The following is a 26436-nucleotide window of genomic DNA, read 5'->3' as shown; positions in this document are numbered from 1 at the left end:
AATTATCTGTACTATAGGGGCTCTTTTTAGATGAGTGATATTGAGTGATAGGCAGTCTAGAATTTGGCTCTGATAGTTTCGTAAATCCTCGGATCCTCAGCACCTAGATGCCAGATACAGATCCCGCGCAGATCATATTTGTTTACCAGGTCTAAAAGTGTGCCGAAATAAAGTGCATCCACAAACCAGACTTCATGATGAACTCCGCTGGCATTGATGTAGGTATAGTGCGGACCCAGCAAAGTATCTGAAATAATTGGAACATTATACTGGTTGGCTCTCGCAACAGCAGTGGCATAGGTAACACTGGTTGCAGTTTGATCTTGCGGCCAATCGTAACCATAGACCGGGACACCGAGTTCTATCTTATTTCTGGGAATGGTTGAGACAGCATAGGCCAGGACCGCATCAACCCAATCAGCCGGGGCAATCGAGCCTGGGCCGCTGCCTTGCCAGTGGAAGTCATACCCCATTACCCGGACGACGTCAGCTGCTTGCCCGATTCCTGCATAATCATGCGCCTCGGAGCCGCTCCAGGCTCCCGTTGAATCCGTCTTAGCATGAACACTTACGATGAGCAGTTTGCCTAAGGCAGAAAGAGCAGCCTTGAGTTCTTGTACAAAGACGACAAACAGTTCGCGGTCCCGGACATACAAATTCTCATAATTAATATCGATTCCGGGATAATTCATTTGGAGTAATTTATTGACGATGTTTTGAACGTGTCTTTGGCGAAGAAGGGGGTTATTGAGAACGGTCGAGATAAGATCACTGTCAAAACTATTGGTTATAAGAGGGAAGACCTTGATGCCGCGGGAAGTAGTGTAGGAAAGAAGGGTGCTGTCTTCTGCGTTAGGAAGATTTAAGACCTCACCAGAGGGTGTCATTACATACCAAAAGGGAGAGATTGAACGAAATATCTCCGGATGGTTTTGAACGGATTGAAAAGCCAAAGATTGGACCCAATATGGAAGCCATCCTGTTACGACCCGTGTAAGACCTGGCTCCGGTCCAGGCCCAGGGAGGGGAATCCTAATTTGTTGGCCGATTTGTAATTGATTGGGGTCGATCCCAAGGTTTGCAGCTAACAAACTTGATAAACTGATTTGAAATCTCAAGGCAATTTTATAGAAAGTGTCACCCGCTTGAATTGTGTACATTTGGTAGCCTGGTTGTTGACTTTGAAGAGCTCCCCAAGTTAGGGGTCCGACAATTCCGTCTGCGGCTAATCCGTGATCCCTTTGGAACTGAAGGACAGCCTGTTCCGTCCTGGCTCCAAAAATGCCGTCGATCGGTCCCGGGTTGTAACCCCATTTCAGTAACAGTTTTTGAAGCTCTCTGACTTCGTTTCCCCGAGATCCTCGTCGTAAGGTTGGCAATATCGTCACCTCTTTCATCTGAAATTAAAAGTCACTTAGCTGGGATTTTATTATTTTATGCACCTTTTAGAGTTCGTGATTACCCGATTTATTTGATTTCCCTTAACCGTGGACAATTTACATTGTTTCTCTATCCAACATATGCTAGAAAAAAAGAGGAGGGCTTTGACTTGCACAACATACAATCGCAGTGTCCCTTATTAAAAATGGGTTCCTCCGGCGCCAGCGTTAAACGATTACAAAGAAAATTAGCATCAGCCGGTTTTAACCCTGGGAAAATTGATGGAATCTTTGGTTCAAATACCAGAGCAGCTGTTCTTGCTTTTCAAAGAAGCAAAGGGTTGGCGCAGGATGGGATCGTCGGGGTAAGAACCTGGACGGCACTAGGCGTAAATTGTCATACCCCAACCCCGCCGCCGGGTAATCATTGTCCGACTCTCCGACAAGGAAGTACCGGACCAGCAGTTTCAGATCTTCAGAGACGATTGAAAAACAGGGGATTCTATAAAGGAAATATTGATGGTATCTTTGGGCCACTTACCAGGTCAGCTGTCGTTGCCTTCCAAGGAAGCATGGGTCTGGTACAGGATGGAATCGTCGGGATAAGAACCTGGACAGCATTAGGCGTAAATTGCCATACCTCAGCTCCACCATCGCCGCCACCACCGCGACCGCAACCTCCGGCAAATTATTGCCCGACACTTCAACAAGGGAGTACCGGACCAGCAGTAGTCCGGCTACAAGAACTATTGAAATCGAGAGGATTCTATACGGGAAATATTGATGGAATTTTTGGGCCTATTACCAGAGCAGCTGTTGTTGCCTTTCAAGGGAGCATGGGTCTGGTGCAGGATGGAATTGTCGGAATAAGAACCTGGACAGCACTAGGCGTAAATTGTCATACCCCAACTCCGCCACCACCACCGCCGCCGCCAGTCAATCACTGTCCGACCCTTCAGCAAGGGAGCACCGGGCCAGCTGTAGTCAATCTACAAGGGCTTTTGAAAGCCAGAGGATTCTATGCAGGAAATATCGATGGGATTTTCGGGCCTGTTACCAGAGCGGGTGTCGTTGCCTTCCAGGGGAGCATGGGTCTATTACAAGATGGGATTGTCGGAATAAAAACCTGGACAGCACTAGGCGTAAATTGTCATACTCCAACTCCGCCACCCCCACCCCCTCCGCCGGTCAATCACTGTCCCATCCTCCAGCAAGGGAGCACAGGGCCGGCTGTAGTAACCCTGCAGGAACTCCTGACAGTAAAATGTTTCTATACAGGTTGTATTGATGGGATCTTTGGACCTGTTACCAGAGCGGCTGTTTGTGCTTTCCAAGAGTGCATGGGGCTTGTGCCGGATGGGATTGTCAATATACAAACCTGGACTGCTTTGGGCGTAAATTGCTGTTAAAGTCGGCATAGATTATCAGAGCTATTAAAACAACCCCCAATCCTTTAACCAAGGTTTGGGGGTCTTCATTTAGAGACTCCTTAATTAGTTTGATTTTGGTCTTTAATTGCTAATGGAGCTTCATTCTTACGAGCTGCCAATCATTCGATGTTCTCCTTCGTTGGCTTAGAGCCTGAAAGAGAAGGTGTCTAACATTTGCATACAATCGTTCACTAAATCAATTAAATGAACACATCCTTGCCCATTGCCCAAAATGCTTGCCAGTTCTTTTTTAACCATCCCCTTTAGCTTGATGCCTTCCAGATTTACTAGTAAAGAGGCTGTCTCACGGCAAATTATGTCTGGGCTACGCAAAAGAACCCCATCCGCCTCTTTAACTATAAATTCATCATCTATCCTAAGACTTACATTAACCTCATGGAATGAGTCGCTTAAATTCCCAGTTAATAAGTATTGATTCTCTCCCAACTCAAAGAGGCTTTGGGTTTTGAAACGTACAAACAAGTTGCCGGTTCGTTTACTTCCCCCAATATATTCATACCAATCCTTGGCGACCTGGTCTAAGTTGCTGTAATATCTGCAGGAACCGGCATAGAAGTCAGACCATTTCTTTGTATAGTCATCCTCTGAATTGTAGCCCCGCTCGCTTAGAAGAAAGGTTTCTGCCTGAATAATCCCTTTGACGGTTTCGGAAAACAGAGCAGCCGCAAGAGGATCTTTGAGGAATGCTCCTGCCTCTTTAAGAGCTGGGCCGGAACTGAAGTAGGCTTCTGTACCTTGCAGAGGTGTGACCTGACGGGTTTGGGCGGGGATTGGATTTGAAGATCTCTGTTCTTCCCACCAGGCCTCATTAATAATAAATGAATGAACATCAACCAAAAGATATGCTGCAGCTTCACGAAAAGTATCTACATAACTTGTTTTTCCCGTAAGCTCTCCATTGCCGCTGCGTCGTACTTCCGTATACCAATTGCGCTGAGCGATATTTTTCATAAAGTGCCTCCTGCTTAGTGCTTATTAATCAGATTATTCTGTATTAATGGGTTAAATCCTTCTGTTTTGACATATTTTTAGCAGCATTTTGGTTTATTGTTGCAGGAGATTTCCCTGTATTTGTATAATAAAGGATGGATTGGAGTTAACCTTGTGACAAGAGTTCATCTGTGCATAAGGCAGCTGAGTTCTTGAATTATTTGTTAGAGAGGGGCTTAGAAAAATGCGTTACGAAGGAACTGTTTATCGTCCGCCCAGTGAAGCCGAAAGTTTACTGATTCAAGCAACCATCGGCTGCCCTCATAATAAATGCACTTTTTGCGGTATGTATCGAGAAACAAAGTTTCGTATCCGGTCAGTATCAGATATTAAAGAGGACCTCCAAGCAGCCCGAAATTATTATGGCGAGAACGTTCAGTCGATCTTTTTTCCCGATGGGAACACGATCTTAATGAAGACGGACCAGCTTGTGGAAATCCTGAACTATGCTCAAGAATTGTTTCCTTTCTTGAAACGCATGACAGTTTATGGCTCTGCCAAATATCTCAAATTGAAAAGTTCAGCCGAGCTTCGCCGTCTGAAGGAGGCAGGTTTAGCCCGCATACACTCCGGAATGGAAAGCGGGGATGACGAGGTTTTGCGAAGAATTAATAAAGGGTTCACATCTTCAGAAATGATTGAACAAGGTCTCAAGGTGAAAGGAGCAGGTATTGAACTGAGTGAATATATTCTCATTGGGATTGGCGGACGTGAGCGCACCCAAGAACATGCTATAGAAAGCGCTCGGGTACTAAACGCTTTTACCCCAGACTTTGTTAGATTGCGTACGTTTGTCCCGTTGAGGGGAACTCCGTTATATGAGGATTATCAACAGGGGCACTTCCAATTACTTAGCCCTCATGAAGCTTTAAAAGAAACTCATCTCCTAGTTGAAAACTTAGAGGGGCCTTTTGAACTGCTCAGTGACCATTACTTGAATTTTGCTTGGGTTAATGGAACTATCCCTGAAGATAAGCCTCAAATATTAGAGTTGCTCAAGCAACGTTTATGTATTCCGGAAGATCAATTCAGACAGGCGGATTCAGGCAGCCTTTAAAGCGGCCTTACAATAATGCCGCTGGGTTACCCGGGAAGGAGTAAGGCTGCGATGAACTTAAGCCAGAAGATCTGCTTGTTGCGGTCACACAGGAGCCTGCGGAAGATAGGTCAGGTGTCGTTAATGTCCGGAAATCAGCGATCAATGTCCGGCTAACGGAATTGGAAAAACCTCTACAGATGCCTGTAGAGGTTTTTGGGCTTTAAGTCAACCATAAAAACTTAATAATCCTATAATTTGTAGATTCAGGTATCGGGCATGAGTGCGAGGCCATATTTGTTAAAGGTTCAACTCCCGGAAGAGCCGGTATTAATCTCTAAATTTGTCTTGACAATGGGGGGCCACACTTCTATTTGCTTAGCCAGGTTCTGAAGCAGGGTATGCAATTTCTCCCTGTAATTTTCCTTGATCTCAGGATCGATCCTGTTTAAGGCGGAGAGGATTTGTGAAAGCTCGTTGAAAGCATTGAGAATGACATCCCGGTGAATGGTGAATTGTGCATCAGCCTTCGAGATGGGGGATTGGCTTTTTTCAGCTTGAAGCTTATTTTCCAGTTCGGCGGTCTCTTTGGCGGAGGGGACCTCTTCCTTGGCTGCTGCTTCCAGTTCTTTTAGCGTCGACGTGACTTTTTCTTGTTCAGCCACGTAGTTCGCTTGGCAGTCCTCCACCTGTTTTTTGAGACGTTTGGCTTGATCGGTTAATTGAGTGATTTCGCTGCTTTTCGCGTCCAGATCCTTTTGGAGGGCATTCTTATCCTCAATGGCTTGGTCTCTGTCCTTGACCGCCTGCTGCAGTTCCGATTTAGTCATACTCTCGATATCATGCTTTTCGATAAATTCCTCCCGCTCCTCTTCCGGGATTCTAAGGAGGATGATCGCCTGGGTGTAGGTCAAATGCGTCACCAGTGACGCATTTGAGCCGTCGTTACTGTCGAGAGAAGCCAGCTGCTTCTTTCCATACTCTTGGAAGAGCTGTATCAGCCTTTGGGCCGTACGCTGGGAGTAACTGACGGATTCCTTCAGCCAATCTCCCCATTCCCCATGGGGGAACAGATCCTTGGCTTCCTTTAGACGCCGGCCTATCTCAATGGCGTTGGCAAGCAGGACTCTGGAAGTCTGATGTTTAATAGTATTGATTTCAGCCGCGATAACCAGCGGTGTGCGTTTGGAGATTACATTGTTCATGTTTTCGGCCCGTCCTTTTTTGGAACTTTATTGATAGAATATGTGGCCGGGCCTGTGGAGGTGAAGATTTCTGACAAGGTTTAAAGGATCAATTCCACTTTAGAAGAAAAAGGGCAAGGGCCATGGACCCCCTGGCAAATGTTTTGCCGGGTCAATGAACATGCACCGGGTTAGTTTGTTTGGGTATTCATGATATTTAAATGATATTCTTGTAAAGAATTTAAGGGGGCGGAACTTTTTTCACTATAGGCTGCAATCCCTTTAGCACTTGCTAAGGCTGCCGCCATGGTGGTAATATACGGAACTTTATATTTAATAGCGGCCTTGCGGATATAGGAGTCATCATACTGACTGCGTTTTCCGAAGGGAGTATTGATCACTAAATTGATTTCCTGATTTGTAATACCATCAACTATATTTGGGCGTCCCTCATGTAACTTTTTGATTGCTTCGGAAGCAATCCCATTTTCTCTAAGAAATTTATGGGTTCCATCGGTTGCTTTGATTTTGAAGCCCAGCTTGACAAATGCCTGGGCAGCTTCCAGCGCTGCTGGTTTATCTTGATCTGTCACACTAAGCAGAACCCTTCCGGATGTGGGAAGAGGAGATTGGATAGCCTCCTGTGCTTTATAGTAAGCAAGCCCAAAGGAATCGGCAATTCCTAATACTTCGCCGGTAGAACGCATCTCCGGTCCCAGAATGGGGTCGACTTCTGAAAACATGTTAAAGGGGAAGACCGCTTCTTTGACTCCAAAATGAGGGATCTCTTTAGCGGTTAGACTACTGACAGGAGATTCATTGCCGGTAAGGGAGGCTAACATAATTTCAGTGGCGATTCTGGCCATCGAAACATTACAGATCTTAGAAACAAGCGGAACCGTCCGTGAAGCTCTCGGATTGGCTTCCAGAACATAAACCCGGTCGTCAGCAATGGCGTATTGCATATTCATTAGTCCAATCACGTTCAGCTCTTGGGCAATCTTCTGAGTATAGCTTACGATAGTATCAATATGCCGGGCGGGAATACTAATCGGTGGAATCACACAGGCTGAGTCTCCGGAGTGGATTCCAGCGAGTTCAATATGCTCCATAACCGTCGGAACGAAAGCATTGGTTCCGTCCGCAATGGCGTCTGCTTCAGCTTCGATTGCGTTATTCAAGAAGCGATCGATCAGAATCGGTCTTTCCGGAGTAACTCCGATGGCTGCATCCATGTACTGACGAAGCATTCCTTCATCGTGTACAATTTCCATCCCGCGACCACCTAAAACATAAGATGGACGAACCATCAAAGGATAGCCAATTTGGTCGGCAATGGTCAAGGCTTCCTCAAGATTGACCGCCATATCAGATTCGGGCATAGGAATATCCAACTTCTCCATAATCTGACGGAAGCGATCACGATCTTCGGCAAGGTCAATCGTATCAGGTGTCGTGCCGAGAATTTTCACTCCGGCTTGGGCCAGTTCGGCTGCGATATTCAAGGGGGTCTGTCCTCCAAACTGAACAATAACTCCCAGCGGTTTTTCCTTTTCGTAGATGCTTAAGACATCTTCGACTGTGAGAGGTTCAAAGTACAGCTTATCAGATGTGTCATAGTCGGTAGAAACCGTTTCCGGATTACAGTTGACGATAACTGTTTCATACCCTAAATCACGCAGGGCGAAAGCGGCGTGCACACAGCAGTAATCAAACTCAATCCCCTGGCCAATCCGGTTTGGTCCGCCGCCCAGAATCATGACTTTCCGGCGATCCGTATTTTTAGTCTGATCCGGAGCGTTGTAGGTAGAGTAATAGTAGGAAGCATTTTCGACACCGCTTACGGGGACGGCTTCCCATCCTTCGACGATGCCTAAGGCGGTTCTGCGTTCACGGATGTCTGTTTCGGGCGTTGTTAAGAGCAGCGCTAAATACCGGTCGGCAAAACCATCCTTTTTAGCCTGGATCAGCAGTTCATCAGGCAGGTATCCTCCTTTATACTGGAGAAGTTTTTCTTCCAGGGTAACAAGCTCTTTCATTTGCTCAAGGAACCAATGTTTAATATGGGTTAACTTGTGAAGCTGTTCGATGTCCGCACCCTTGCGTAAAGCCTCATAAAGGATAAACTGACGTTCGCTCGTTGGCTCCGCCAAGAGTGCCAGCAATTCTTCCAAGGATCTCAGGTTAAAGTCTTTGGCAAAGCCCAGACCGTACCGATTAGTTTCAAGGGAGCGAATAGCTTTATGAAAGGCTTCTTTATAGTTCTTGCCAATGCTCATTACTTCGCCGACAGCGCGCATTTGTGTTCCCAGTTTATCTTCAGAGCCGGGAAACTTTTCAAAGGCCCAGCGGGCAAATTTTATGACGACATAATCTCCTGATGGGGTGTATTTATCCAGGGTTCCTTCCCGCCAGTAGGGAATTTCATCAAGGGTTAAGCCGACTGCCAACATCGCTGAAATCAAAGCGATGGGAAAGCCGGTGGCTTTGGATGCTAAAGCGGAGGAACGGGAGGTACGGGGATTAATTTCTATAATAACAACTCTGCCGGTTTTAGGATCATGGGCAAATTGTACATTCGTCCCGCCGATGACTTCGATTGCTTCGACAATGGCATAGGCATAGTTTTGCAAACGTTGTTGAAGTTCAGGGCTGATCGTCAGCATTGGTGCCGAACAAAAGGAATCCCCAGTATGCACACCCATGGGATCAATGTTTTCAATGAAGCAGATGGTCAGCAACTGATTTTTAGAATCCCGAACGACTTCTAATTCCAGCTCTTCCCAACCCAGCACGGATTCCTCAACAAGGATTTGACCAACCATACTGGCGGCAATTCCCCGGTTGGCAATGGTTCTTAACTCTTCCAGATTATAGACCAGCCCCCCACCTGTGCCTCCCATCGTGTATGCGGGACGGATAACGACGGGATAGCCCAGTTCTTGGGCAATCATTTCCGCTTCTTTAACACTGTAAGCTGGTTTACTGCGGGGCATTTCAATCCCCAACTGGGTCATCGTCTCTTTGAAAGCGATGCGGTCTTCACCCCGTTCAATGGCGTCTACTTGAACCCCGATGACTTTGACAGCGTATTTTTCTAAAATACCGGCTTTATGCAGTTCGGAACATAAGTTAAGAGCGGACTGACCACCTAAATTCGGAAGCAGTGCGTCAGGGCGTTCTTTGGCGATAATCTCGGAAAGACGTTTCACATTTAAGGGTTCTATGTAGGTTGTATCTGCCATTTCTGGGTCGGTCATGATCGTTGCAGGATTTGAATTGACCAGGACAATCTCATATCCCAATTTTCTCAAAGCCTTGCAAGCCTGGGTTCCGGAATAGTCAAATTCACACGCTTGCCCAATCATAATCGGACCTGAACCGATAATTAATATTTTATGGATGTCAGTTCGGATTGGCATAATTCTCCTCCTCTATATATACTGAGCTATTTTTACTAAATAAAGGCAGCAAAGTAATTATATCAGAAAGAATGCAAATTTATAAGTACTAACGAATAATTATGCAGATCAATAACGCCTTCTAAAGGTATTTTTTATAGGTATAAAATCAGAGTGTGCGGAAAATTTATTAATCGTTGTCAAATGGTGATATAGAAGACAGGAAGCATGTTCGCTTCCTGCCTTTCCTCATTACGACTCTTTAATAAGTATTTTTGTAATCTCCGCGATATATAAAGTATGGTAATCAACCTCAGGATACCATTTTTCATTCAGTTCGGGAGTGATGAAACACTCAGGTTTATAGTCTTGAGCGTATAGTTTCTTGCAGAGAACGGCGATATTAGCTTCTTCAAAATACGGTATACTCTCACTATGGAGGACAGTTAACTTGGAGTTTGTGATTTTATCTTCATCTCTGCCGGATTTGGTCCCAAGATAAGTCAGTGTAGTTTTAAAGCTGTTATCCAGAAAGGAGAGTGAAAATGTATCCGACTGGTCAACAAACTCCTTAGTGTAACGTTGGGGGCGGAGGACAATATAAGCAACATTCTTTCCCCACATTACGCCAAAACCGCCCCAAGAGGCCGTCATGGTATTCATTTTCCCATCCTTTTCAGCAGTAATAAGCATCCAATCTTTACCTATCAGTTTAAATGGACTCTGTTCAAAAAGCTCAGGATTAATTTCGGTAAAATTCGGCATTACCATTGTCCCCCTCAAAATAAATTTTTGAATTTGAAAAGTTTAATTATGTACTAAATACCAACTCCTAGAACTTGAATGAAACCAGATTAACATCCCGTGAGACTATTGAGCCTCTTATATCATACCAAATTATTCTGCCAGTATTACAGTAGGTATAAGGTATTTATTTTTTATAATTTTTTAATGGAATAAGATGTTAAAATGATTGACAAATAAAGTTGCTGTACCTACAATTGTTGTAACAATATTACATTATGCATAGCTATAGAACAAACTATTATGAAGGAAGTGTTGAAATTGAAAAGTAAGATCGCCCAGGCTATTAAACTTAAAACACAACCTGTAGCAGTATTTCGGACGGATCAAAAACCTGAGGGAGCCCTACAATTTCAGGAGGGAAAGTGGGGCTGTGTTATATCGATGTTAAATGCCGCAACTAAGGGGCGGAGCGCAGTGTTTGATGCTAAAACCACTGGGTGCGGAGGCGGCTCCGTTGGTCTGGGATTTAATCAGTTCGGCTTAGGATATATAGAGTATTTTTTGTCTACTGGCGGGGTAGGTAATAAGGAAGGAGAATATTACAAAAAGAATCCTGAAGTGGCCGCTAAGTTTGCTACAGGGCTGCCGGTTGTGGCTGCCAAGACGTATATTGTCTTTAAACCATTGGAAGAATTAGCAGAGGATGAAACGCCGGAGGTTATCGTTTTTCTGGCCAATGCTGATCAAATATCGGCCCTGGTGGTTTTGGCCAATTATGACAAACCAAGCCAGGATAATGTTAAAGTAGACTTTGGAGCCGGCTGTCATCAATCTATACTTTATGCGCTGGATCAAGTGGAGGAGGAAAATCCCAAATGTTCTATTGGGCTGACTGATCCCTCGGCACGTAAATTTATCGATAAAGATATCCTGTCGTTTAGTCTCACTTACAAACGTTTTTTAGAGTTGGAAGAGCAAGCGGAAGAAAGCTTTTTGACGAAAGAAACCTGGCTGAAGGTTGCGGAAAGGATCTAGCCTTGGAGTAAAGGGGCTATTACCCCTTTCGTCCTACTCCAGGCGGGTTGAAAATCAGGCAATTAATGTCCTTAGATGTCTAGGGTTAAGAAGGGATATATATGAAAGATTTTGATATAAATGATTCTTTGGGGTTTATAGTTGCAAAAACAAACTATTACATGAAAACTTATTTTAGCAAGTCAATAAAAGACCACGACTTAAACGTTACGACAGAACAATGGGCCATTCTAAATGCGGTGTATCACAATCCGGGAGCCTCACAAACTGATTTAGCCCGTGCTTGTCTTAAAGATAAGACAAACGTAACACGAATTTTGGACTTGTTAGTCAAAAAAGGCTATGTTATTAGAAATATTGATATGAATGATCGCAGAGTCTATAGCATTACCCTTACGGAGTTAGGGGAAAAGGTCCTGGAACAGCTGATTGAACTATCTGATGATGCTAATAAGGTGTTTGCTTCTGATTTAAATAAAGATGACTATCAAGAACTTCTCAGATCTTTGAAAACGATTTCCTCCACGCTGGAAAAGCTAATATAATATCGCATCAAAACTAAGTTGAACAAAGTGCTTTGGCGTATTATGCCGGGCATTTTGTTCAACTTTTTTGTATCTGATCCTTGGACAGTGAGCTCCATCATCGAAAGCTGAACATCACGACTTCGATGACCGAAGTTTCCGGTGTCAATACAATACTGTGGACTTTAAGGTAAGATAGGAAAAGGTTCTATAATATTGATAAACAATATCTATGCTGAGATTGCAGATATATATGTTAAAAAGACTCAATGTTTTCAGAATTGCAATAATAATGACTTAACTATTGCCCGAAAAGGTGTATTATAGAACTAATAAGAAAAAGGAGGGGGATTATATGAAAGAGAAACTCGGATCAGTGGAGGAGAGAGAACTATTTTTCCCTCCTAAGGAATTTTGCTCAAAAGCCGTCATTCAAAACCCTGAGATTCATGAGCTAGGGCAAGATCGAGAGGGGTTTTGGAACGAACAAGGGAAACGATTGAATTGGTTTGAGCCTTGGGATACTGTTTTTGAGTGGGATTATCCATTTGCCAAGTGGTATGGCGGCGGAAAGTTAAATGCAGCTTATAATTGCTTGGATCGTCATCTGGAAGGGGCACGCCGGAACAAGGCAGCTTTAATATTTGAAGGAGAGTCGGGAGATCGGCGAGTTCTCACTTATCAGGATCTTTATCGTGAAGTTTCCCAGTTTGCGAATCTCCTAAAGTCTCTTGATGTGGAAAAAGGAGACCGAGTGACAATCTATATGCCCATGATTCCGGAGACAGTTATCGCGATGCTCGCCTGTGCCAGAATAGGCGCTGCGCACTGCGTTGTATTCGGTGGATTCAGTGCAGAAGCTTTGAAAGATAGAATTCAGGACTCACAGTCAAAGGTTGTCATAACGACAGATGGGAGTTATCGACGGGGAAATACTATCCCTTTGAAAGCCAATGTGGATCAAGCGCTGCCCTCAATAACTTGTATTAATAATTGTGTAGAAAGTGTCATTGTCGTGAAGCGGACCGGTCAGACAGTAAACATGATCGAAGGACGAGATATCTGGTATCACGAGGCTATAAAGAATGCTTCGATTCATTGTCCAGCCGAGCCTATGGAAGCGGACGATATGCTTTTCATTCTTTACACCAGTGGAACCACCGGCAAACCCAAAGGAGTTGTCCATAGGGTAGGGGGTTATATGGTAGGAGTATCCACAACCCATGAATGGATATTTGATCTCAAAGAAGAGGATGTTTATTGGTGTACAGCGGATGTTGGCTGGATTACAGGACATAGTTATTTGGTGTATGGGCCATTGTCGAATGGGGCAACAATCGTTCTGTATGAAGGAGCCCCGGATTATCCGGAAAAGGATCGCTATTGGGAGATCGTTGAGAAAAATAGAGTCACGATTTTATATACTGCCCCAACTGCCATTCGTACGTTTATGAAATGGGGAGAAAGCTATCCTTTAAGTAAGGATATTTCAAGTTTGCGGCTCTTGGGCTCAGTTGGTGAACCGATTAATCCGGAAGCCTGGATGTGGTACTACAAACACATTGGAGGAGAACGCTGTCCCATAGTAGATACCTGGTGGCAAACAGAAACAGGTATGATTATGATGGCACCCGTTCCAGGGATCACTGCTCTCAAGCCCGGATCATGTACGAAACCATTCCCTGGGGTCCATATAGAAATCGTGAATCCTATGGGTGATCCTGTCCCAAAAGGTGAGAGTGGTTATTTAGTGATTCGTGAGCCCTGGCCGGCGATGCTTAAAACGGTCTATGGTGATGACAAACGTTATGCGGATACCTATTGGAGCCAATTTTCAGGGGCTTATTTTACCGGGGATGAAGCAAAATGGGATGACGATGGATATTTTTGGGTGACCGGCCGCGTGGATGATGTCATCAATGTCTCGGGGCATCGGATTGGAACGGCAGAAGTAGAAGGAGCTTTGACAGATCATCCCTTAGTTGCTGAAGCAGCGTGTGTCGGCAGAACACACGAGGTAAAGGGTCAGGCAGTGTTTGCCTTTGTCAGCTTAAAAGAAGGAATTTCAGCCTATGAGGGGCTGATTAACGAACTAAAAACCCATGTCGTCCAAAAAATCGGCTCACTGGCACGGCCGGATGACATTTTTTTGAGTACTGAATTACCCAAGACCCGAAGTGGAAAGATTATGAGACGCCTTCTCAAGGACATCGCAGAGGGCCGGGAAATAGGGGATACCAGCACTCTGGCAGATGCTGCTGTGCTCAATTTTCTTAAAGAGAATATGGACGCACAAAAAGCCAAATCTAAGCGCTATATGGTTTCAATTCCTGACAATGCCACGTTTAATCGCAGTAAGGATGAATTTTATGACGGGTATAGTTATACAGTATGGTACTGTACACCTCCTAAGGATGGATCCCGTCACCCAGTTACACATTTTTATTGCTTCCAGTGGATTGAAAGACTTAAATCGGTGGCAGAAGTTGCCTTGGCTATTTCAAATATCCTGATAAATAACAAGAACGCCTTCGATACAGTCTTTGGCTACGAAACACCCGATTTTAGCTATGCTGTTATCAATGAGGGAAGTATTAAAGATGATTTAGCAGAGGAGGGGCAAATCTGTTTCTGCGGGTCAATGAACTAGGGTAACAAGTAATATTTAGAAAAATTGGCATAAGTCCTCAGAGGCACTCAAGAAATTGAGTGCTTTTTACCGTACTCCAACTGTGTTTGCGGCCTAAGATTATGTACTATTGTTAAAGGCAATGATACAATAATGAGTATTGATTACTGAATAAAAGTGGGAGAGTTGAGTTGTATAACGAAAACGAATTCTTTGCGGAAATTAAATCGAGAGGCCTTAATCTGACAAGCCAACAAAAAAGAGCCGTCATTCATGATCAGGGTCCGCTGCTGCTTTTGGCAGTTCCCGGTGCGGGAAAGACGACGGTCTTAACAGTTCGCCTAGCTTACTTAATATTGGTTAAAAAGGTAGATCCGCGAACGATCCTTTGTCTAACCTTCGGGAGGGCGGCTGCCAAGGAGATGCGCGAGCGGTATAGAAAACTTCACGAGGACGAAATTCAATTTTCCACAATTCATAGTTTTGCCTATGAAGTGGTTCGGTCAGTTTTTCGTGAAAAGGGCATTCGCTGCGAGATTATGGAGGAGCAGAAAGGTCCTCAAAGCAAGACCGGGGTACTGCGCAGAATCTATGAGAAGCATAATGCCTTAGCGATTACGGACGAGCAGCTGGAAGGGCTGCAGAATACCATTTGTTATGTGAAAAATACATTAAAACCAGCCGAAGAGTTTGAGCAGGCAGATATTAAGAATTTCCCCGTAATTTATGAGGACTACGAGGGGTATAAGAAAAATAGCCAGCCAAGGTTAATCGATTATGATGATATGCTTTCCATAGCGTTCCGGGAGTTAAGTGAAAACCCTCAGCGTCTTGAGGTATATCGCAAGCGTTTTAATTATATTCTCACAGATGAAAGCCAAGATACGTCTCTTCTCCAGCATAAAATCATAGAAATTCTCGTAAAACCCAAAGAGAATATTTTTGTCGTTGGGGATGATGACCAGAGCATCTTTGGGTTTAGAGCCGCTGAGCCGGATTATTTATTGAATTTTAAGAATACTTATTCTAGCGCAAAGATTCTCCGCATGGAACAAAACTTCCGCTCTACTCCTCAAATTGTGGATGTCGCCTGCCGATTCATTCGCACCAATAAGCTGCGTTTTGATAAGCAGATGTTTACCCGGAATCCCAAGGGAGGCATTCCTCAAATAAGGCACTTTAAAGGAATGAGAGAGCAATATCACTTTTTAATCCAGAAATTCAGGAACCAAAAGGATTTATCTCAGATCGGAGTGCTTTACCGAAATAATCTATCCGCAATTTGTTTGGCTGAGGAATTAAGCAGGGCGGCTATTTCCTTTTATATGAGAGAAGCAGGCAAACAGAAGTTTTTCTCACACTGGGCTGTTAATGATGTTCTGAACTACCTGCGCTTTTCTTTTAGTGATAAAAGCTTGCTGATCTTAGAACGGATTTGGTCTAAGCTTAATTGTTATATTAGAAAAGAACAGCTCGATTATCTAAGGCGAAAGCCAATTGACCGCTCAATTTTTGATGTTTTAGCAGAACAACCGGAGGTCACGTCAAAGCGCAAAATTGAGTATTTGGAACTTAAAAAACAGTTTAAAGTACTTAATACTCTTCCTCCTGATAAGGCTATTCATTTTATCAGAAACGAGCTGGGCTATGATAAAGCGATTGAACAAGTATGTGATTCCTTAGGATTTTCGGAAGAGTATGTTAAGGGTCTTTTGGATATTCTGATCTTAATTGCTCAGAATGAGCCTACTATTGTGAGCTTTGCCAATCGTTTAACTTATCTTGAAGAGCAAATGAAGTCTTCTTATAAGAATAAGTACAATAATGCTGTGACCCTTTCAACCATCCATTCGGCTAAAGGTTTAGAATGGGAACAGGTATATTTACTTGACCTCGTCGAAGGGGTTATACCTGAGCGGGAGGCAATCAAGGCCGCTCAAAATGGGAAGGTAAACTTATTAGAAGAAGAAAGGCGCCTGTTCTATGTAGGTATGACTAGAGCCAAACAGCACTTGACACTATGTTCGATGGATTATTTTAACAATAAACGTGTTAACGCTTCGCGTTTTGTTCGTGAGGTTTCTCTGGTTATGAAAGGGAAAGATCCCGAAGAAGTTAGCCGAAAAGAAGCATTAAATCTGCAAAGTGATTTAGTTGCTGGTTTAGTAATACGGCACAAAATCTTTGGCGAGGGTGTCATAGCCAAAGAAGATGGAAATATGATTCTGGTTCGCTTCAATGATGGTTCTCAGCGTTCATTTATGAAAGACATCTGTGAAAAACAAAAATTAATATGGGCGGTTTAGGAGGAAGTTAAGTGAAAAAATTTGAGGCTTACCAGATTATTGCTGCAGAGGTTCAGGAGTTTTTCGATGAAGATGTTGCCGTCACACTTTTCGATACGGGGGAGATTGTTGCGTATTATCCTGGAAAGACCATTGATACTAAAGCCAAGCTTGGGAATCCGCCTACGCCGGGTTCAAATGTTTTGGAAGCCCTGGAAAGTGGAAGGCGGGTTGTGCGGCGTGTATCAAAGGAAGTGTTTGGCGTTCCTTTTGTCGGTATTGCCTTACCTATATTCGAAGAGTCAAAGATCGCTGGCTGCCTTGCCATTGCCTGTTCCCTTGAGCATTATGACAACCTTATCGCAACCGGTCAGGAAATTCTTGAGTCTGTGATAGCGATTTCGGCTTCAGCACACAATTTGTCGGCTTCAACTGAAGAGCTGGCAGCAACCCTGCGCAATATGGATAATGAAACAGAACAAGTCAGCACGGAGATGTGCAGAACAAACGAATTAACACAGCAAATTAAGAAAATTTCTAAACAGAGCAACATCCTGGGAATCAATGCAGCCATAGAAGCATCCCGGGCGGGTGAGCATGGCAAGGGGTTTGCTATTGTCTCGGAAGAAGTCAGAAAGCTCGCCAAGAATACAGATGCCTCTACTCAAGCGATTGAAAATAATGTTCAGGAGGTTCAATCATCTGTAGGACTTTTAATCGAAGCTATCAGGCAACTAACCGAGGTAACTGAAAGTCATGCTAATGACGTGACAGAGATTGCTAATAGTTTGGTAAGGATAGAGAATATGGCTAAACAACTGGTAAAAATGGGACAACACTAAACAGACCTGACAGACTATCATGATTTACCAAGAGGTCGTTAATCAAACCGATGAACCTTAAGGCAAGGATCGTTTTTCAAGACAAAATATCTATTTTCCCGGTCAATTATATTAGCTGCTTTCAACTCTTTAAGTGCTTGGACAACCATTACACGCGAAGAGCCAATCATATCAGCCAATTCCTGCTGAGTTATTTTCAGATCAATTAATGTTGAGGCTGATGTTTTTAGGCCAAATTCTTCGGCAAAACGGTAAAAAAGCTGCAACAATCTTTCTTTAACAGGGAGCCCGGATTCTTTTCCTGACTTCTGCAGGGTTTCATAACGCTTTTGCCCTAGGTAGCCAATAATCCTCATAGCAAAAGAAGAGTCTTGTTTGATTAACTTCTCAAATTGTCGTTTGCTAAAACAGCAGACACAAACTTCTTCCATAGCCTTGGCGCTGGAATGTGAGTTTTGTTCCTGATATAAGGACAATTCACCCAGGACTTCACCTGGCCCGCATACATCAAGAATTATTTCGTGGCCATCCTCTGCAGTTTGTACAAGTTTCAGCTTACCTGATTTTATTAAGAATATTGTGCCTATTGTCTCACCTTGATGGAAGAGGTAATGTCCTTTAGGTAATCTCTTTCTCATTGTGCATTTGCATAAGTCGGAAAATTGTTCTTGTTTTAGCCCTTGAAATAGGTCTAACTCCTGCAAACAGATGATACAATGTTTCATACTTTTCCTCCTTTCCTCTTTAAAGATTATAAGGTTACCATAAATTGAGTGTATCAAAAAATGTCCGATGCCACTAGATAAACAGAACGAATAATCCCGCCCATCATGAGCGGGATTATTCTGTGTTTCAGATGGCTCCTATAGGAGTCCCTCTGCTTTTTCTGCCTTAAACAAAACCATTTTTTCATCTACGCATGCTTTACCTGTAAGCCTGAAGCCTTTAGGGCCGCCTTCCATTGATGCTATTATAACTTGCATTAGTCCGTTCTCCTTGATATTCTGCCGGGTCAGCTCCATTTTGTAAATACCAAACCCTAGTACATCCTCTTCTCTTATTTCCGCTACTTTTCCGACAACGATCAGGTGTGGTTCCCCCTGAGTGGAAACAGTTGTTATGGGGATAAATGGAGCTTTTGCTGCCAAATCTTTAATTTCTTGTGTTATTATCATAACAAATTCACTCCTTAAAGTTTGCTAATGCTTTTTCGAGGGTTTCAGCCATATGCTTTTTGAAAACTGTCAGCTCAACCCTTTTAATTTCGATAGGTACCTGTGTATATTCGAAGAATTCCAGAATATCCTCGTCATCGAACTCACAAACGCCGGTGTCTAGAAGCAGAATCTTATCGTAAAAACCAAAGTTCTGTCTGGCATCAATGTCGTCCCAGCCCTGTCCTTGCCTGAAGATTTTCTGCCAGTTCTTTAGCCATCCTGGCGTTAGGTAAAAAAGCCTGGCCGATTTTTCTAGCTCAACCTGTTTTTCCTTATCTAGTATTAATTCAATACAATTTTGGGGTTGTAACTTGATAACGGAAGAGTTTTGGGTAAATTCGCTGATTTCGGGGTGGCACATAGAGCCGAAGAAAAGAATTATCGTTTCTTCGCTCGCAGTATTATTTAGAGCTTCGGTGATGCCATCTTTTAACTTAGCGTAGTCTACATGCAAAGCTGGTTCGGTGAATGTAACTCTAAACTCAGCATCAGATGACCATTCTGTTTTTAGTTCCTTTAGTACTCTCTCGAACTCTAGTTGAAAAATGCCGCAGGCAATTATGTGCACCTCCATATTGATATCACCTCCTCCCGTTCTACGAACCTCATTAAATTGGACTTAAACAGATCAGCTATCTCAGAAATTTTAACATGGTAGCTAAAAAATAAATGTTAAATAATTAACAGTATTCAATTTAATTAAATTAACTAAATGTGATAAAAGATCTATACAAAGTGTGATATGAGTCAAATCCAGATAGATAATTTTGGTTTATAATTAATATGCGTTCTTGGGAGAAACTGCGTTTACATAATAAGTATGGCAGGTTATACCAGCCGAAAAACGATAACTGGAGAATAAGTGCACTGTGGGAAAACCTCATTGAGCAGAAGGGGTGAGAAAATGAGAATTAAGGTGAAGCTTTTATTAGTGTTTTCCATTATGATGTTCCTATCAGTTGCCATTGTGGGTTTGAATTTAATGACCTATAAATCGTTGGACAGTGATGCTGTCTTTGTAAACAATTCCGGGAAATTAAGGGCGAACAGTTACAGAATGGCATACCTTTCTGAGCAGATTCTTAACAGTGGTGCTGGTCAACAAAGAGCAAGTGAACAGCTCTTGGAAAGAATTGCATTTTTCGACAATTTAATTAAGTCATTGATCAATGGAGATACTGAGCTCGGACTAAAAAAGCTGGAACAACCAGAAATGCTGCAAAAACTGCAAGCTATTAAGAACAAATGGGAAAATCAATATAAACCTGTCTATGAGGATATAGCCAAGAATGGAGACAGACAAGGACTAAGCAGTATTGAAGGTTCAGTGGATGACTTTGTTGCCGAAGTGGAGCAGCTCGTTAGCGGGTATTCGGCTTTATCGCAAGGTAAAGTAGCCAATGCCAAAGTAATCAGCGAGCTTATGCTTCTAACCACTGTTCTCTTTGGAATATTTGGTGTGATTATGGTTAGGGCTCAAGTCATACGCCCCATTGAACGTCTTTCCATGGAAATGAAGGATATTTCCTCTGGTGAGGGGGACTTAACCAAGATCATCAAAATTGTAAGACAGGATGAACTTGGAGAATTGATCATGCACTTCAACAGCTTCGTAGCTAACATCAGGGGTATAGTTAATACTATTGCTAATTCATCTGAGGTGCTCAGTAACTCGATGCAGGGTATTTCCGGGACTAGTTATGAACTAACTAAATCTACCGAAATGATTGCCAATGCCGTAATGGAGGTTTCTAACGGCAGCGTCGAGCAAACAGAGATGATCAGCAATCTAAATACTTTGATGGAGCAGATGAATGAGGAAGTAAGCAAGGTGCTTTATATGGCGGAAAAACTGCTTCAAGGTTCAGCAAGTTCTAAAGCGTCTGCGGGAGAAGGAAATCAACTCCTGGAGCTGCAGGCAAGAGGTCTGACGGAAGTTGTATCAAGCTTAGCGGATGCCAATGCAGCTGTAAGACGTCTTGAAACATACTCCAACGATATTAAAGATATCTTGGAAATTATCGATAATATATCCAGCCAAACTAATTTGCTGGCCTTGAATGCTGCTATAGAGGCTGCTCGTGCAGGTGAGTCCGGAAGAGGATTCGCGGTAGTCGCCGGAGAAATCCGAAAACTGGCAGAGAAAACGGGTCAGGCAACCGTTCAAATAGCTGAAATTATAGGAAACATTACCGGGCAAACCGGTATGGTAAGAGATAGCATGACCCTAATGGCTGAACGTATTGACAGTCAGTCCCAGAGTATGGATGTTGTAATGAGTAAGTTAAGTGAAATTGTTCAAAAGGCGGAAACTACTTATGCAGATGCCAAAGAAATTGAATCGATTAATTTGGCAGTTAAGAACAATTTCGGGACAATTACAGAGTCGGCCGGCAAGATTTCAGAAGTCGTGACCAATAACTCCAGCAATACACAAAACGTTGCTGCAGCAGTACAAGAACAGACAGCTTCGTTTGAAGAAGTAAGTTCGAATATGAATGCCTTAAATGATCTTTCCAGTGAACTTAAGCTTGTGGTCGGACGATTCAGAATTTGAGCGAAGTATTTGATCACAAACGACCCACACCCATGGTGTGGGTCTGAAAAATAACCCAAAAATAATAAGTATCATTTAAGCCTGAGCTTATAATGATACTTATTATTTTTGGTAAACCTTAAGGCACAGCCTGATTTGTGTGCCTTAAGGTTTTCAAACTATTCAGAGGTAATAACTATCTTAAGAAAGACCCAATTGTTTTATCAAATAGGGTATCGCTCGTTCAAAGCAGACGCCATATCGTTTTTCCAGCTCTGCTTTGTGGGTTAAACTTATGCACTCATGAGTATAGTCAACGGCTATTTGGATAGCTTCTTCAAGAGGGAACTCATTTAATAGTGCAGATAATAAGGTACTTCCAAAGACATCTCCTGTACCATGAAAATAACCCTCGATCTTATCGTTGAAAGCATAGCTGACCTTACCGGTGCCGCTGTCAAAGGCGGCGGCTCCTAATTGGTCCTTTTCAAACGAAACCCCGGAAAGAACAACCTTTTTTGCACCTAGAGAGGAAAGCTTTTTCAAAGTGGTCTCAATATACTCCTTCGAGTAATTTTCTCCGATATATTCTTCCCCTAAGAGGAAAGCAGCTTCTGTCAGATTTGGGACAATAATATCCGCTTTGGCACATAATTTAGTCATTCCCATAGCCATTTCAGGGGAGTAAACCGAGTACAAAACTCCATTATCCGCCATCACAGGGTCAACCATTACGAGTGTGTTGTCATTTCTAAAGGTATCAAAGAGGTCTGCAACTAAATCAATCTGCTCAAAGGAGCCCAAAAAACCGCTGTATAAAGCGTCAAATTTTATATTCAGAGATTGCCAATGATTTGAAATAGGCTTTATATCCTCGGTTAAATCTCTGTAGGTGAAGCCCTCAAAACCACCGGTATGAGTGGATAAAATCGCTGTTGGCAAGACACTCGTGTCAAATCCTGCCGCTGAAAGAATTGGCAGTGCAACTGTAAGTGAACATCTTCCCACACAAGAAATATCATGAATTGCAGCTACCCGCTTTTGTGTATTCATGAAAACAAATCCTCCTTGACAATTAATGAATTGATTATAGACTATAGCTGTTACCTAAAAAAGTATCAGTTTTGCATAGATGTATAGTAACAGTTTGGGGGATGTCCATGATTACGCTGCCACTTTGTACGAATAAAGCACCCTTATATCAGCAAATTTATCAATGGTTGAAAACTGAAATTCAGAGTAAAAATTATAAACCTCACCATAAGATACCATCAAAACGAAAGCTATCGGAACACCTTTGCGTCAGTATAAACACCATCGATACAGCATATAGCCAATTAATAGATGAAGGATATATTGTAGCTATTCCAAAGAAGGGATATTTTGTTTGTGATATTGACGTATATCACAGTATAAACGTTGCTGCTCACGAAAACACACAGCCCAAAGAAGTAAGCAGCAAACTTAGAATCGATTTTTCGCCGAGCGATATAGACCATGGTGCATTTCCCTACAAAATCTGGCGTAATCTTTTTAAAAGTTGCTTTGATGAATCTGATCAGAGTATTTTAAAGAAAACCACAGCTCAGGGAGATGGGAATCTAAGACGAGAATTAGTTTCTTTCTTGCATAGTTCAAGAGGGGTCAACTGTGATGAACGACAAATCATCATTGGGGCAGGGACTGTAAATTCACTGCATACCTTAAGCCTTATATTAACTAAAAATACCAGCGTCGCCCTGGAAAATCCCGTTTATCGGAAGGCATATAAAATGTTTGATCATATGGGTCATTCAATTATACCCATACCCATCGATGACAAAGGGATAGAAATTGAACCCCTTAAAGACCTTTCGAATGTGGCGGTCTATGTAACCCCCTCACATCAGTTTCCCCTTGGAATCAGCATGCCCATAGGCAGAAGGGTTGAGCTGCTTAATTTCGCCAACAAAGCGGATGGACGATATATTATTGAGGATGATTACGACAGTGAGTTCAGATATATTACCAAACCCCTGCCGTCACTGCAAAGTATTGACCAAAATGGTAAAGTTATTTATATTGGCACATTTTCAACCTCAATTGCGCCATCCGTCAGAATAAGTTATATGGTATTGCCTGTAACCTTACTTAACAGTTATCATAGAATATTTAGTGAGTTCGGTTCGGACGTGTCGATTCTTGAACAAAGGTTAGTTGCGAAATTTATTGCGGAAGGGAATTACGAAAAACATCTCAATAAAATGCGCAAGCTATACAAGGACAAAAGGAGGCACTTAACCAAAGAATTATCGATCTTCGGAGATAGCATCAAGATTATTGGTGAGAGCGCAGGGAATCGCTTATTGATAAAATTGAAAACAGGAGACAGTGGACGGGATATGTGTAAAGCGGCAGCTGAAAATGGTGTTAAGGTATATCCCATCTCAGATTATTTGATCGGTGCAAGGTTAGACAAGTATGATAATACATTTTTATTAGGGTACGGAGCATTGAGTAAAAAGGAACTATCTGAAGGCGTAAACTTGTTATATGGTGCCTGGAATTATGATGAGTGATCAAAGGTCTTCACTGTTACATGAAGCGTATAGTTTGAAGGATACTTTCAGGCGGATAAGGGGATGACGCCCTTTTAGGAGACATAGTTAAGGACGTATTAGATCTTGAACTAGGTATTCTAAGTATAAGTTTAGTTAACGTTATAAGAATTAGTTATCATAGTTTATGGCTATTTATGTAATAAACATAATTAATGGAACTTAACTATCAAGAAATGAGTAATCTTCCTGATTTAGGAGACAGTTGGCTCAATTTAACAAAAATAGTCATTAAATTAATTAATTGTATCATATTGTGAAACTATAGACAAAAAAGTGCTATCGTGCTAATATTCGTTTAACAAGGTATTTACAGCAGTTTCCTGTTGACAAACTAAGATGAAGGGGGATAAAGAATATGTGGAAATTTGCGGCGACACGTAAGGCGGGAAGGCAGCGTAGGTATTGCTCACAGTTTCAATATTGTTTGCTTGTCCTCCTTGTTCCGATGATAGTTTTCTTACTGGGAGCCGGCGCTTTAACGACTCAAGCTCATACTAATTCGTCACTATTTCGGACACAGCAAATTGAAACCATACCTCAGCAAGAAATTTATGTTCTGGGAGAAACCTTTAAGCTGGGTAATCTTCAATACAAAATAAACAGCGTAGGGACTTCGAATGGCAATGGCAATATATTCAAGTCGCCTAGATCCGGGAATACGTTCCTTCTTGTGGATTTAACCATAGAAAATCAAGGAAATACTGATATTGAGGTCAGAAGCAAGATCGGTTTTAAGCTTAAAGATCAGGATGGCAAAAAGCAAAAATCCAGTCTGGGAGCCACTCTGGCCGTTAAGGATGCTGTTAACGGGACAATTAAGGCTGGAAGCAAGATAACAGGACAATTAGGATATGAAGTGTCAAAAGGAGCAAAGGCTTTTGAGTTAACGGTTATTCCTGATCCCTTAAGTTCTAAATCCAGAAATGCAAGCGTACTGATCTCCCTGCCATGATAGATGGTTGTGAAAACGCTCAAAATAAAAACTCCTCCTAGTCTATTCAAGATTTGGAAGGAGTTTTTAAGTTTTATCGAGACTCCCGAATGAACTGACCTCTATTATGTTCACTTTGCGGTCAGGCGAAATCGAATTCTGCGGAATTGAGTTTTGAAGCGTTGTTTAGAAGCACCCTTTTCCAACCTATATAGATTTGGAATGTACTTGTAGCCGGCCCAATAGGCTAGTCCTACAAAGAAAGCACCCCCAACGATGTTGCCCAGGGTAACAGGTATCAGATTCCAGAGGATTGGCATAAGTTGAAGATTGGTGATTGTATCTCCGACATGGGAAACAGCAACAAATGTGCTATTAAATTTTGCTAGAGTAGCTATAGTGAAATAGTACATGTTGGCAACACTATGTTCAAATCCGGAAACGATAAAGGTCATGACAGGAAACCAAATGATCAGGATCTTGCCAAAGACATCACTTGCGGTATAGGATCCCCAAACTGCAAGGCATACCAGCAGATTACAAAGGATGCCGCTCGAAAATGCCTGGAAAAAGGTTAGCCCCCCTTTGATTGTGGCTGCCTTGATAGCATACCCCCCGAGCAGTCCGTCATTTGCAGACAGCAGTCCTGAACTGAATACTAAAACCGCTACTATAAAGGTCCCAATAAAGTTGCCAATGTACACAATCGTCCAGTTTTTAAGCATTTGTCTGGCGGTTATCTTTTTTTCGATAAAGGCCAATATGAGGAGAGTATTTCCTGTGAAAAGCTCTCCTCCGCATATTACGATAAGTATTAGTCCTACGGGAAAAATAGCGCCTGCCATAAACTTAGCCAGCCCGGGATTTGCTATGGCATGAGATGCTGTGGCTGCGGCAAATGCTCCGAGTGCTATAAACGTACCAGCCAGGATTCCAGCTATGAGTGTTTGGAAGATATGAGTTTTAGCAGCCTTTTTTTCACCCACTTTGATGGTTTCCTCAACTGCTTCAACGGTATTCATGGGTCTTTGTTCCAAGCAATATCACCACGTTTCTATTTAATAAAAGATCTAAGTCTGGAATTTTTATAGGATTTTCGGCGCTTAAACTGGTAAGCAGTTTCGCCTAGTATGATCCAAGATTTAACCAGGTTATACATATCAAATTAATATAAAAATTATTTTAGAGAAAAGCCTTAATATAACTGGGTAATTCACTCATCCAATTCTGTAATTGACTAAAGGTTATAGTTTGAATAAAAACCAGCGGCAAGTACTTAACTCATATTTCAGCTCGAACAGCCTGAGTACCCCATTAATCTCGCTTTGACAGCGGTAAAGGATCCTTCTATTTCCAGCCAAGGTTTCTTCTGTTCTGAAGAGAACTTTATCGACTTGAATTACTACTGGTTCGTCTTTAAGCGTGACCCTATATTTCACAGGGCGTGGGGTACCATCTTGTGAAAAACGAGCGACCATTTCGACGGGTTTCATGAGCACCTTCATTTAGTATCCTCCTTAAAGCAGACTGGACATCATTGGATATTCCTCATCTTCAACGGTACATAGAAGATTTGTTCTCATTTTACCAGAACATACATTCTATGTGAAGTTGAATCTTACTCCATTTTATGGAAATTTTAATTTAAT

General features: G+C 42.5%; 21 protein-coding genes. 10 read left to right on the top strand and 11 right to left on the bottom strand.

Annotation, left to right across the window (positions count from 1 at the left end):
• Positions 1–56: 56 nt before the first annotated feature.
• Positions 57–1379, bottom strand: a complete 1323-nt coding sequence (locus tag DESYODRAFT_RS20815; RefSeq protein WP_007786119.1) for a peptidoglycan-binding protein — start codon at positions 1377–1379, stop codon at positions 57–59.
• A gap of 170 nt (positions 1380–1549) precedes the next feature.
• Between DESYODRAFT_RS20815 and DESYODRAFT_RS27640 the strand changes: the two genes are divergently transcribed.
• On the top strand, positions 1550–2788 hold the full coding sequence (locus DESYODRAFT_RS27640; RefSeq protein WP_007786117.1) for a peptidoglycan-binding domain-containing protein: 1239 nt from the start codon (positions 1550–1552) through the stop codon (positions 2786–2788).
• 165 nt (positions 2789–2953) lie between these two features.
• Here DESYODRAFT_RS27640 and DESYODRAFT_RS20805 read toward each other — a convergent pair whose 3' ends face one another.
• Complete coding sequence (locus DESYODRAFT_RS20805; protein ID WP_007786115.1) at positions 2954–3781, bottom strand: DUF2889 domain-containing protein; 828 nt, start codon at positions 3779–3781, stop codon at positions 2954–2956.
• A 223-nt stretch (positions 3782–4004) separates the two neighbouring features.
• Between DESYODRAFT_RS20805 and DESYODRAFT_RS20800 the strand changes: the two genes are divergently transcribed.
• Positions 4005–4877, top strand: a complete 873-nt coding sequence (locus tag DESYODRAFT_RS20800; RefSeq protein ID WP_007786113.1) for a radical SAM protein — start codon at positions 4005–4007, stop codon at positions 4875–4877.
• 287 nt (positions 4878–5164) lie between these two features.
• Here DESYODRAFT_RS20800 and DESYODRAFT_RS20795 read toward each other — a convergent pair whose 3' ends face one another.
• The 3 genes from DESYODRAFT_RS20795 to DESYODRAFT_RS20785 all read right to left on the bottom strand — a co-directional run bounded on the left by DESYODRAFT_RS20795 (position 5165) and on the right by DESYODRAFT_RS20785 (position 10206).
• Complete coding sequence (locus tag DESYODRAFT_RS20795) at positions 5165–6061, bottom strand: DUF3102 domain-containing protein (protein WP_007786111.1); 897 nt, start codon at positions 6059–6061, stop codon at positions 5165–5167.
• A gap of 170 nt (positions 6062–6231) precedes the next feature.
• Positions 6232–9462, bottom strand: a complete 3231-nt coding sequence (gene carB, locus DESYODRAFT_RS20790; protein ID WP_007786109.1) for a carbamoyl-phosphate synthase large subunit — start codon at positions 9460–9462, stop codon at positions 6232–6234.
• A gap of 231 nt (positions 9463–9693) precedes the next feature.
• Positions 9694–10206, bottom strand: a complete 513-nt coding sequence (locus tag DESYODRAFT_RS20785; protein WP_007786108.1) for a flavin reductase — start codon at positions 10204–10206, stop codon at positions 9694–9696.
• A gap of 300 nt (positions 10207–10506) precedes the next feature.
• Between DESYODRAFT_RS20785 and DESYODRAFT_RS20780 the strand changes: the two genes are divergently transcribed.
• The 5 genes from DESYODRAFT_RS20780 (at position 10507) to DESYODRAFT_RS29635 (ending at position 17503) form a co-directional block, all read left to right on the top strand.
• Positions 10507–11223 (top strand): DUF169 domain-containing protein, encoded by a 717-nt coding sequence (locus tag DESYODRAFT_RS20780; RefSeq protein ID WP_007786107.1) that lies wholly within the window; start codon positions 10507–10509, stop codon positions 11221–11223.
• Between the two features lie 101 nt (positions 11224–11324).
• Entirely contained in the window at positions 11325–11768 is a 444-nt protein-coding gene (locus DESYODRAFT_RS20775; RefSeq protein ID WP_007786106.1) for a MarR family winged helix-turn-helix transcriptional regulator, read from the top strand.
• Positions 11769–12102: 334 nt separating this feature from the next.
• Entirely contained in the window at positions 12103–14397 is a 2295-nt protein-coding gene (acs, locus tag DESYODRAFT_RS20770; protein WP_007786104.1) for an acetate--CoA ligase, read from the top strand.
• Between the two features lie 170 nt (positions 14398–14567).
• Positions 14568–16682 (top strand): ATP-dependent helicase, encoded by a 2115-nt coding sequence (locus tag DESYODRAFT_RS20765; RefSeq protein ID WP_007786102.1) that lies wholly within the window; start codon positions 14568–14570, stop codon positions 16680–16682.
• Between the two features lie 11 nt (positions 16683–16693).
• The gene (locus DESYODRAFT_RS29635) at positions 16694–17503 is read left to right on the top strand and encodes a methyl-accepting chemotaxis protein (RefSeq protein ID WP_007786101.1); all 810 of its coding nucleotides are present in this window, start codon (positions 16694–16696) and stop codon (positions 17501–17503) included.
• Positions 17504–17541: 38 nt separating this feature from the next.
• Here the strand turns inward: DESYODRAFT_RS29635 and DESYODRAFT_RS20755 are convergent, their stop codons facing one another.
• The 3 genes from DESYODRAFT_RS20755 to DESYODRAFT_RS20745 form a co-directional block, all read right to left on the bottom strand.
• Positions 17542–18228: a Crp/Fnr family transcriptional regulator gene (locus DESYODRAFT_RS20755; RefSeq protein ID WP_007786100.1), complete on the bottom strand. Its 687-nt coding sequence runs from the start codon at positions 18226–18228 to the stop codon at positions 17542–17544.
• A 138-nt stretch (positions 18229–18366) separates the two neighbouring features.
• Positions 18367–18678 (bottom strand): pyridoxamine 5'-phosphate oxidase family protein, encoded by a 312-nt coding sequence (locus DESYODRAFT_RS20750; protein WP_007786099.1) that lies wholly within the window; start codon positions 18676–18678, stop codon positions 18367–18369.
• Positions 18679–18685: 7 nt separating this feature from the next.
• A complete protein-coding gene (locus tag DESYODRAFT_RS20745; RefSeq protein WP_007786098.1) occupies positions 18686–19294 on the bottom strand; it encodes a DUF1638 domain-containing protein in 609 nt (202 codons plus the stop codon).
• A gap of 330 nt (positions 19295–19624) precedes the next feature.
• Here DESYODRAFT_RS20745 and DESYODRAFT_RS20740 point away from each other — a divergent pair, with 330 nt between their 5' ends.
• Complete coding sequence (locus tag DESYODRAFT_RS20740; RefSeq protein WP_007786097.1) at positions 19625–21277, top strand: methyl-accepting chemotaxis protein; 1653 nt, start codon at positions 19625–19627, stop codon at positions 21275–21277.
• 180 nt (positions 21278–21457) lie between these two features.
• Here the strand turns inward: DESYODRAFT_RS20740 and DESYODRAFT_RS20735 are convergent, their stop codons facing one another.
• Positions 21458–22309, bottom strand: a complete 852-nt coding sequence (locus DESYODRAFT_RS20735) for a pyridoxamine kinase (RefSeq protein ID WP_007786095.1) — start codon at positions 22307–22309, stop codon at positions 21458–21460.
• 107 nt (positions 22310–22416) lie between these two features.
• On the opposite strand from DESYODRAFT_RS20735, the gene pdxR reads away from it, so the two are divergent.
• Both pdxR and DESYODRAFT_RS20725 read left to right on the top strand, forming a co-directional pair.
• The gene (pdxR, locus tag DESYODRAFT_RS20730; protein ID WP_007786094.1) at positions 22417–23814 is read left to right on the top strand and encodes a MocR-like pyridoxine biosynthesis transcription factor PdxR; all 1398 of its coding nucleotides are present in this window, start codon (positions 22417–22419) and stop codon (positions 23812–23814) included.
• A 397-nt stretch (positions 23815–24211) separates the two neighbouring features.
• A complete protein-coding gene (locus DESYODRAFT_RS20725; protein ID WP_007786093.1) occupies positions 24212–24808 on the top strand; it encodes a DUF4352 domain-containing protein in 597 nt (198 codons plus the stop codon).
• 110 nt (positions 24809–24918) lie between these two features.
• Here DESYODRAFT_RS20725 and DESYODRAFT_RS20720 read toward each other — a convergent pair whose 3' ends face one another.
• Positions 24919–25809: a formate/nitrite transporter family protein gene (locus DESYODRAFT_RS20720; protein WP_007786091.1), complete on the bottom strand. Its 891-nt coding sequence runs from the start codon at positions 25807–25809 to the stop codon at positions 24919–24921.
• Between the two features lie 222 nt (positions 25810–26031).
• Entirely contained in the window at positions 26032–26292 is a 261-nt protein-coding gene (locus DESYODRAFT_RS20715; protein WP_007786090.1) for a hypothetical protein, read from the bottom strand.
• Positions 26293–26436 lie beyond the last annotated feature (144 nt).

The sequence above is a fragment of the Desulfosporosinus youngiae DSM 17734 genome, assembly GCF_000244895.1.
In the GTDB taxonomy this organism is placed as follows: Bacteria; Bacillota; Desulfitobacteriia; order Desulfitobacteriales; family Desulfitobacteriaceae; genus Desulfosporosinus; species Desulfosporosinus youngiae.
This window is presented reverse-complemented; position numbering and strand designations above follow the sequence as displayed.

Bases quoted from the DNA above. Each gene is read 5' to 3' on its own strand.
- DESYODRAFT_RS20715 (WP_007786090.1), bottom strand. From the start codon at position 26,292: ATGAAGGTGCTCATGAAACCCGTCGAAATGGTCGCTCGTTTTTCACAA.
- DESYODRAFT_RS20740 (WP_007786097.1), top strand. From the start codon at position 19,625: ATGAGAATTAAGGTGAAGCTTTTATTAGTGTTTTCCATTATGATGTTC.
- DESYODRAFT_RS20795 (WP_007786111.1), bottom strand. From the start codon at position 6,061: ATGAACAATGTAATCTCCAAACGCACACCGCTGGTTATCGCGGCTGAA.
- carB (WP_007786109.1), bottom strand. From the start codon at position 9,462: ATGCCAATCCGAACTGACATCCATAAAATATTAATTATCGGTTCAGGT.
- acs (WP_007786104.1), top strand. From the start codon at position 12,103: ATGAAAGAGAAACTCGGATCAGTGGAGGAGAGAGAACTATTTTTCCCT.
- DESYODRAFT_RS20775 (WP_007786106.1), top strand. From the start codon at position 11,325: ATGAAAGATTTTGATATAAATGATTCTTTGGGGTTTATAGTTGCAAAA.
- DESYODRAFT_RS20800 (WP_007786113.1), top strand. From the start codon at position 4,005: ATGCGTTACGAAGGAACTGTTTATCGTCCGCCCAGTGAAGCCGAAAGT.
- DESYODRAFT_RS20735 (WP_007786095.1), bottom strand. From the start codon at position 22,309: ATGAATACACAAAAGCGGGTAGCTGCAATTCATGATATTTCTTGTGTG.
- DESYODRAFT_RS20805 (WP_007786115.1), bottom strand. From the start codon at position 3,781: ATGAAAAATATCGCTCAGCGCAATTGGTATACGGAAGTACGACGCAGC.
- DESYODRAFT_RS20720 (WP_007786091.1), bottom strand. From the start codon at position 25,809: ATGAATACCGTTGAAGCAGTTGAGGAAACCATCAAAGTGGGTGAAAAA.
- DESYODRAFT_RS20755 (WP_007786100.1), bottom strand. From the start codon at position 18,228: ATGAAACATTGTATCATCTGTTTGCAGGAGTTAGACCTATTTCAAGGG.
- DESYODRAFT_RS20750 (WP_007786099.1), bottom strand. From the start codon at position 18,678: ATGATAATAACACAAGAAATTAAAGATTTGGCAGCAAAAGCTCCATTT.
- DESYODRAFT_RS20785 (WP_007786108.1), bottom strand. From the start codon at position 10,206: ATGCCGAATTTTACCGAAATTAATCCTGAGCTTTTTGAACAGAGTCCA.
- DESYODRAFT_RS20745 (WP_007786098.1), bottom strand. From the start codon at position 19,294: ATGGAGGTGCACATAATTGCCTGCGGCATTTTTCAACTAGAGTTCGAG.
- DESYODRAFT_RS20725 (WP_007786093.1), top strand. From the start codon at position 24,212: ATGTGGAAATTTGCGGCGACACGTAAGGCGGGAAGGCAGCGTAGGTAT.
- pdxR (WP_007786094.1), top strand. From the start codon at position 22,417: ATGATTACGCTGCCACTTTGTACGAATAAAGCACCCTTATATCAGCAA.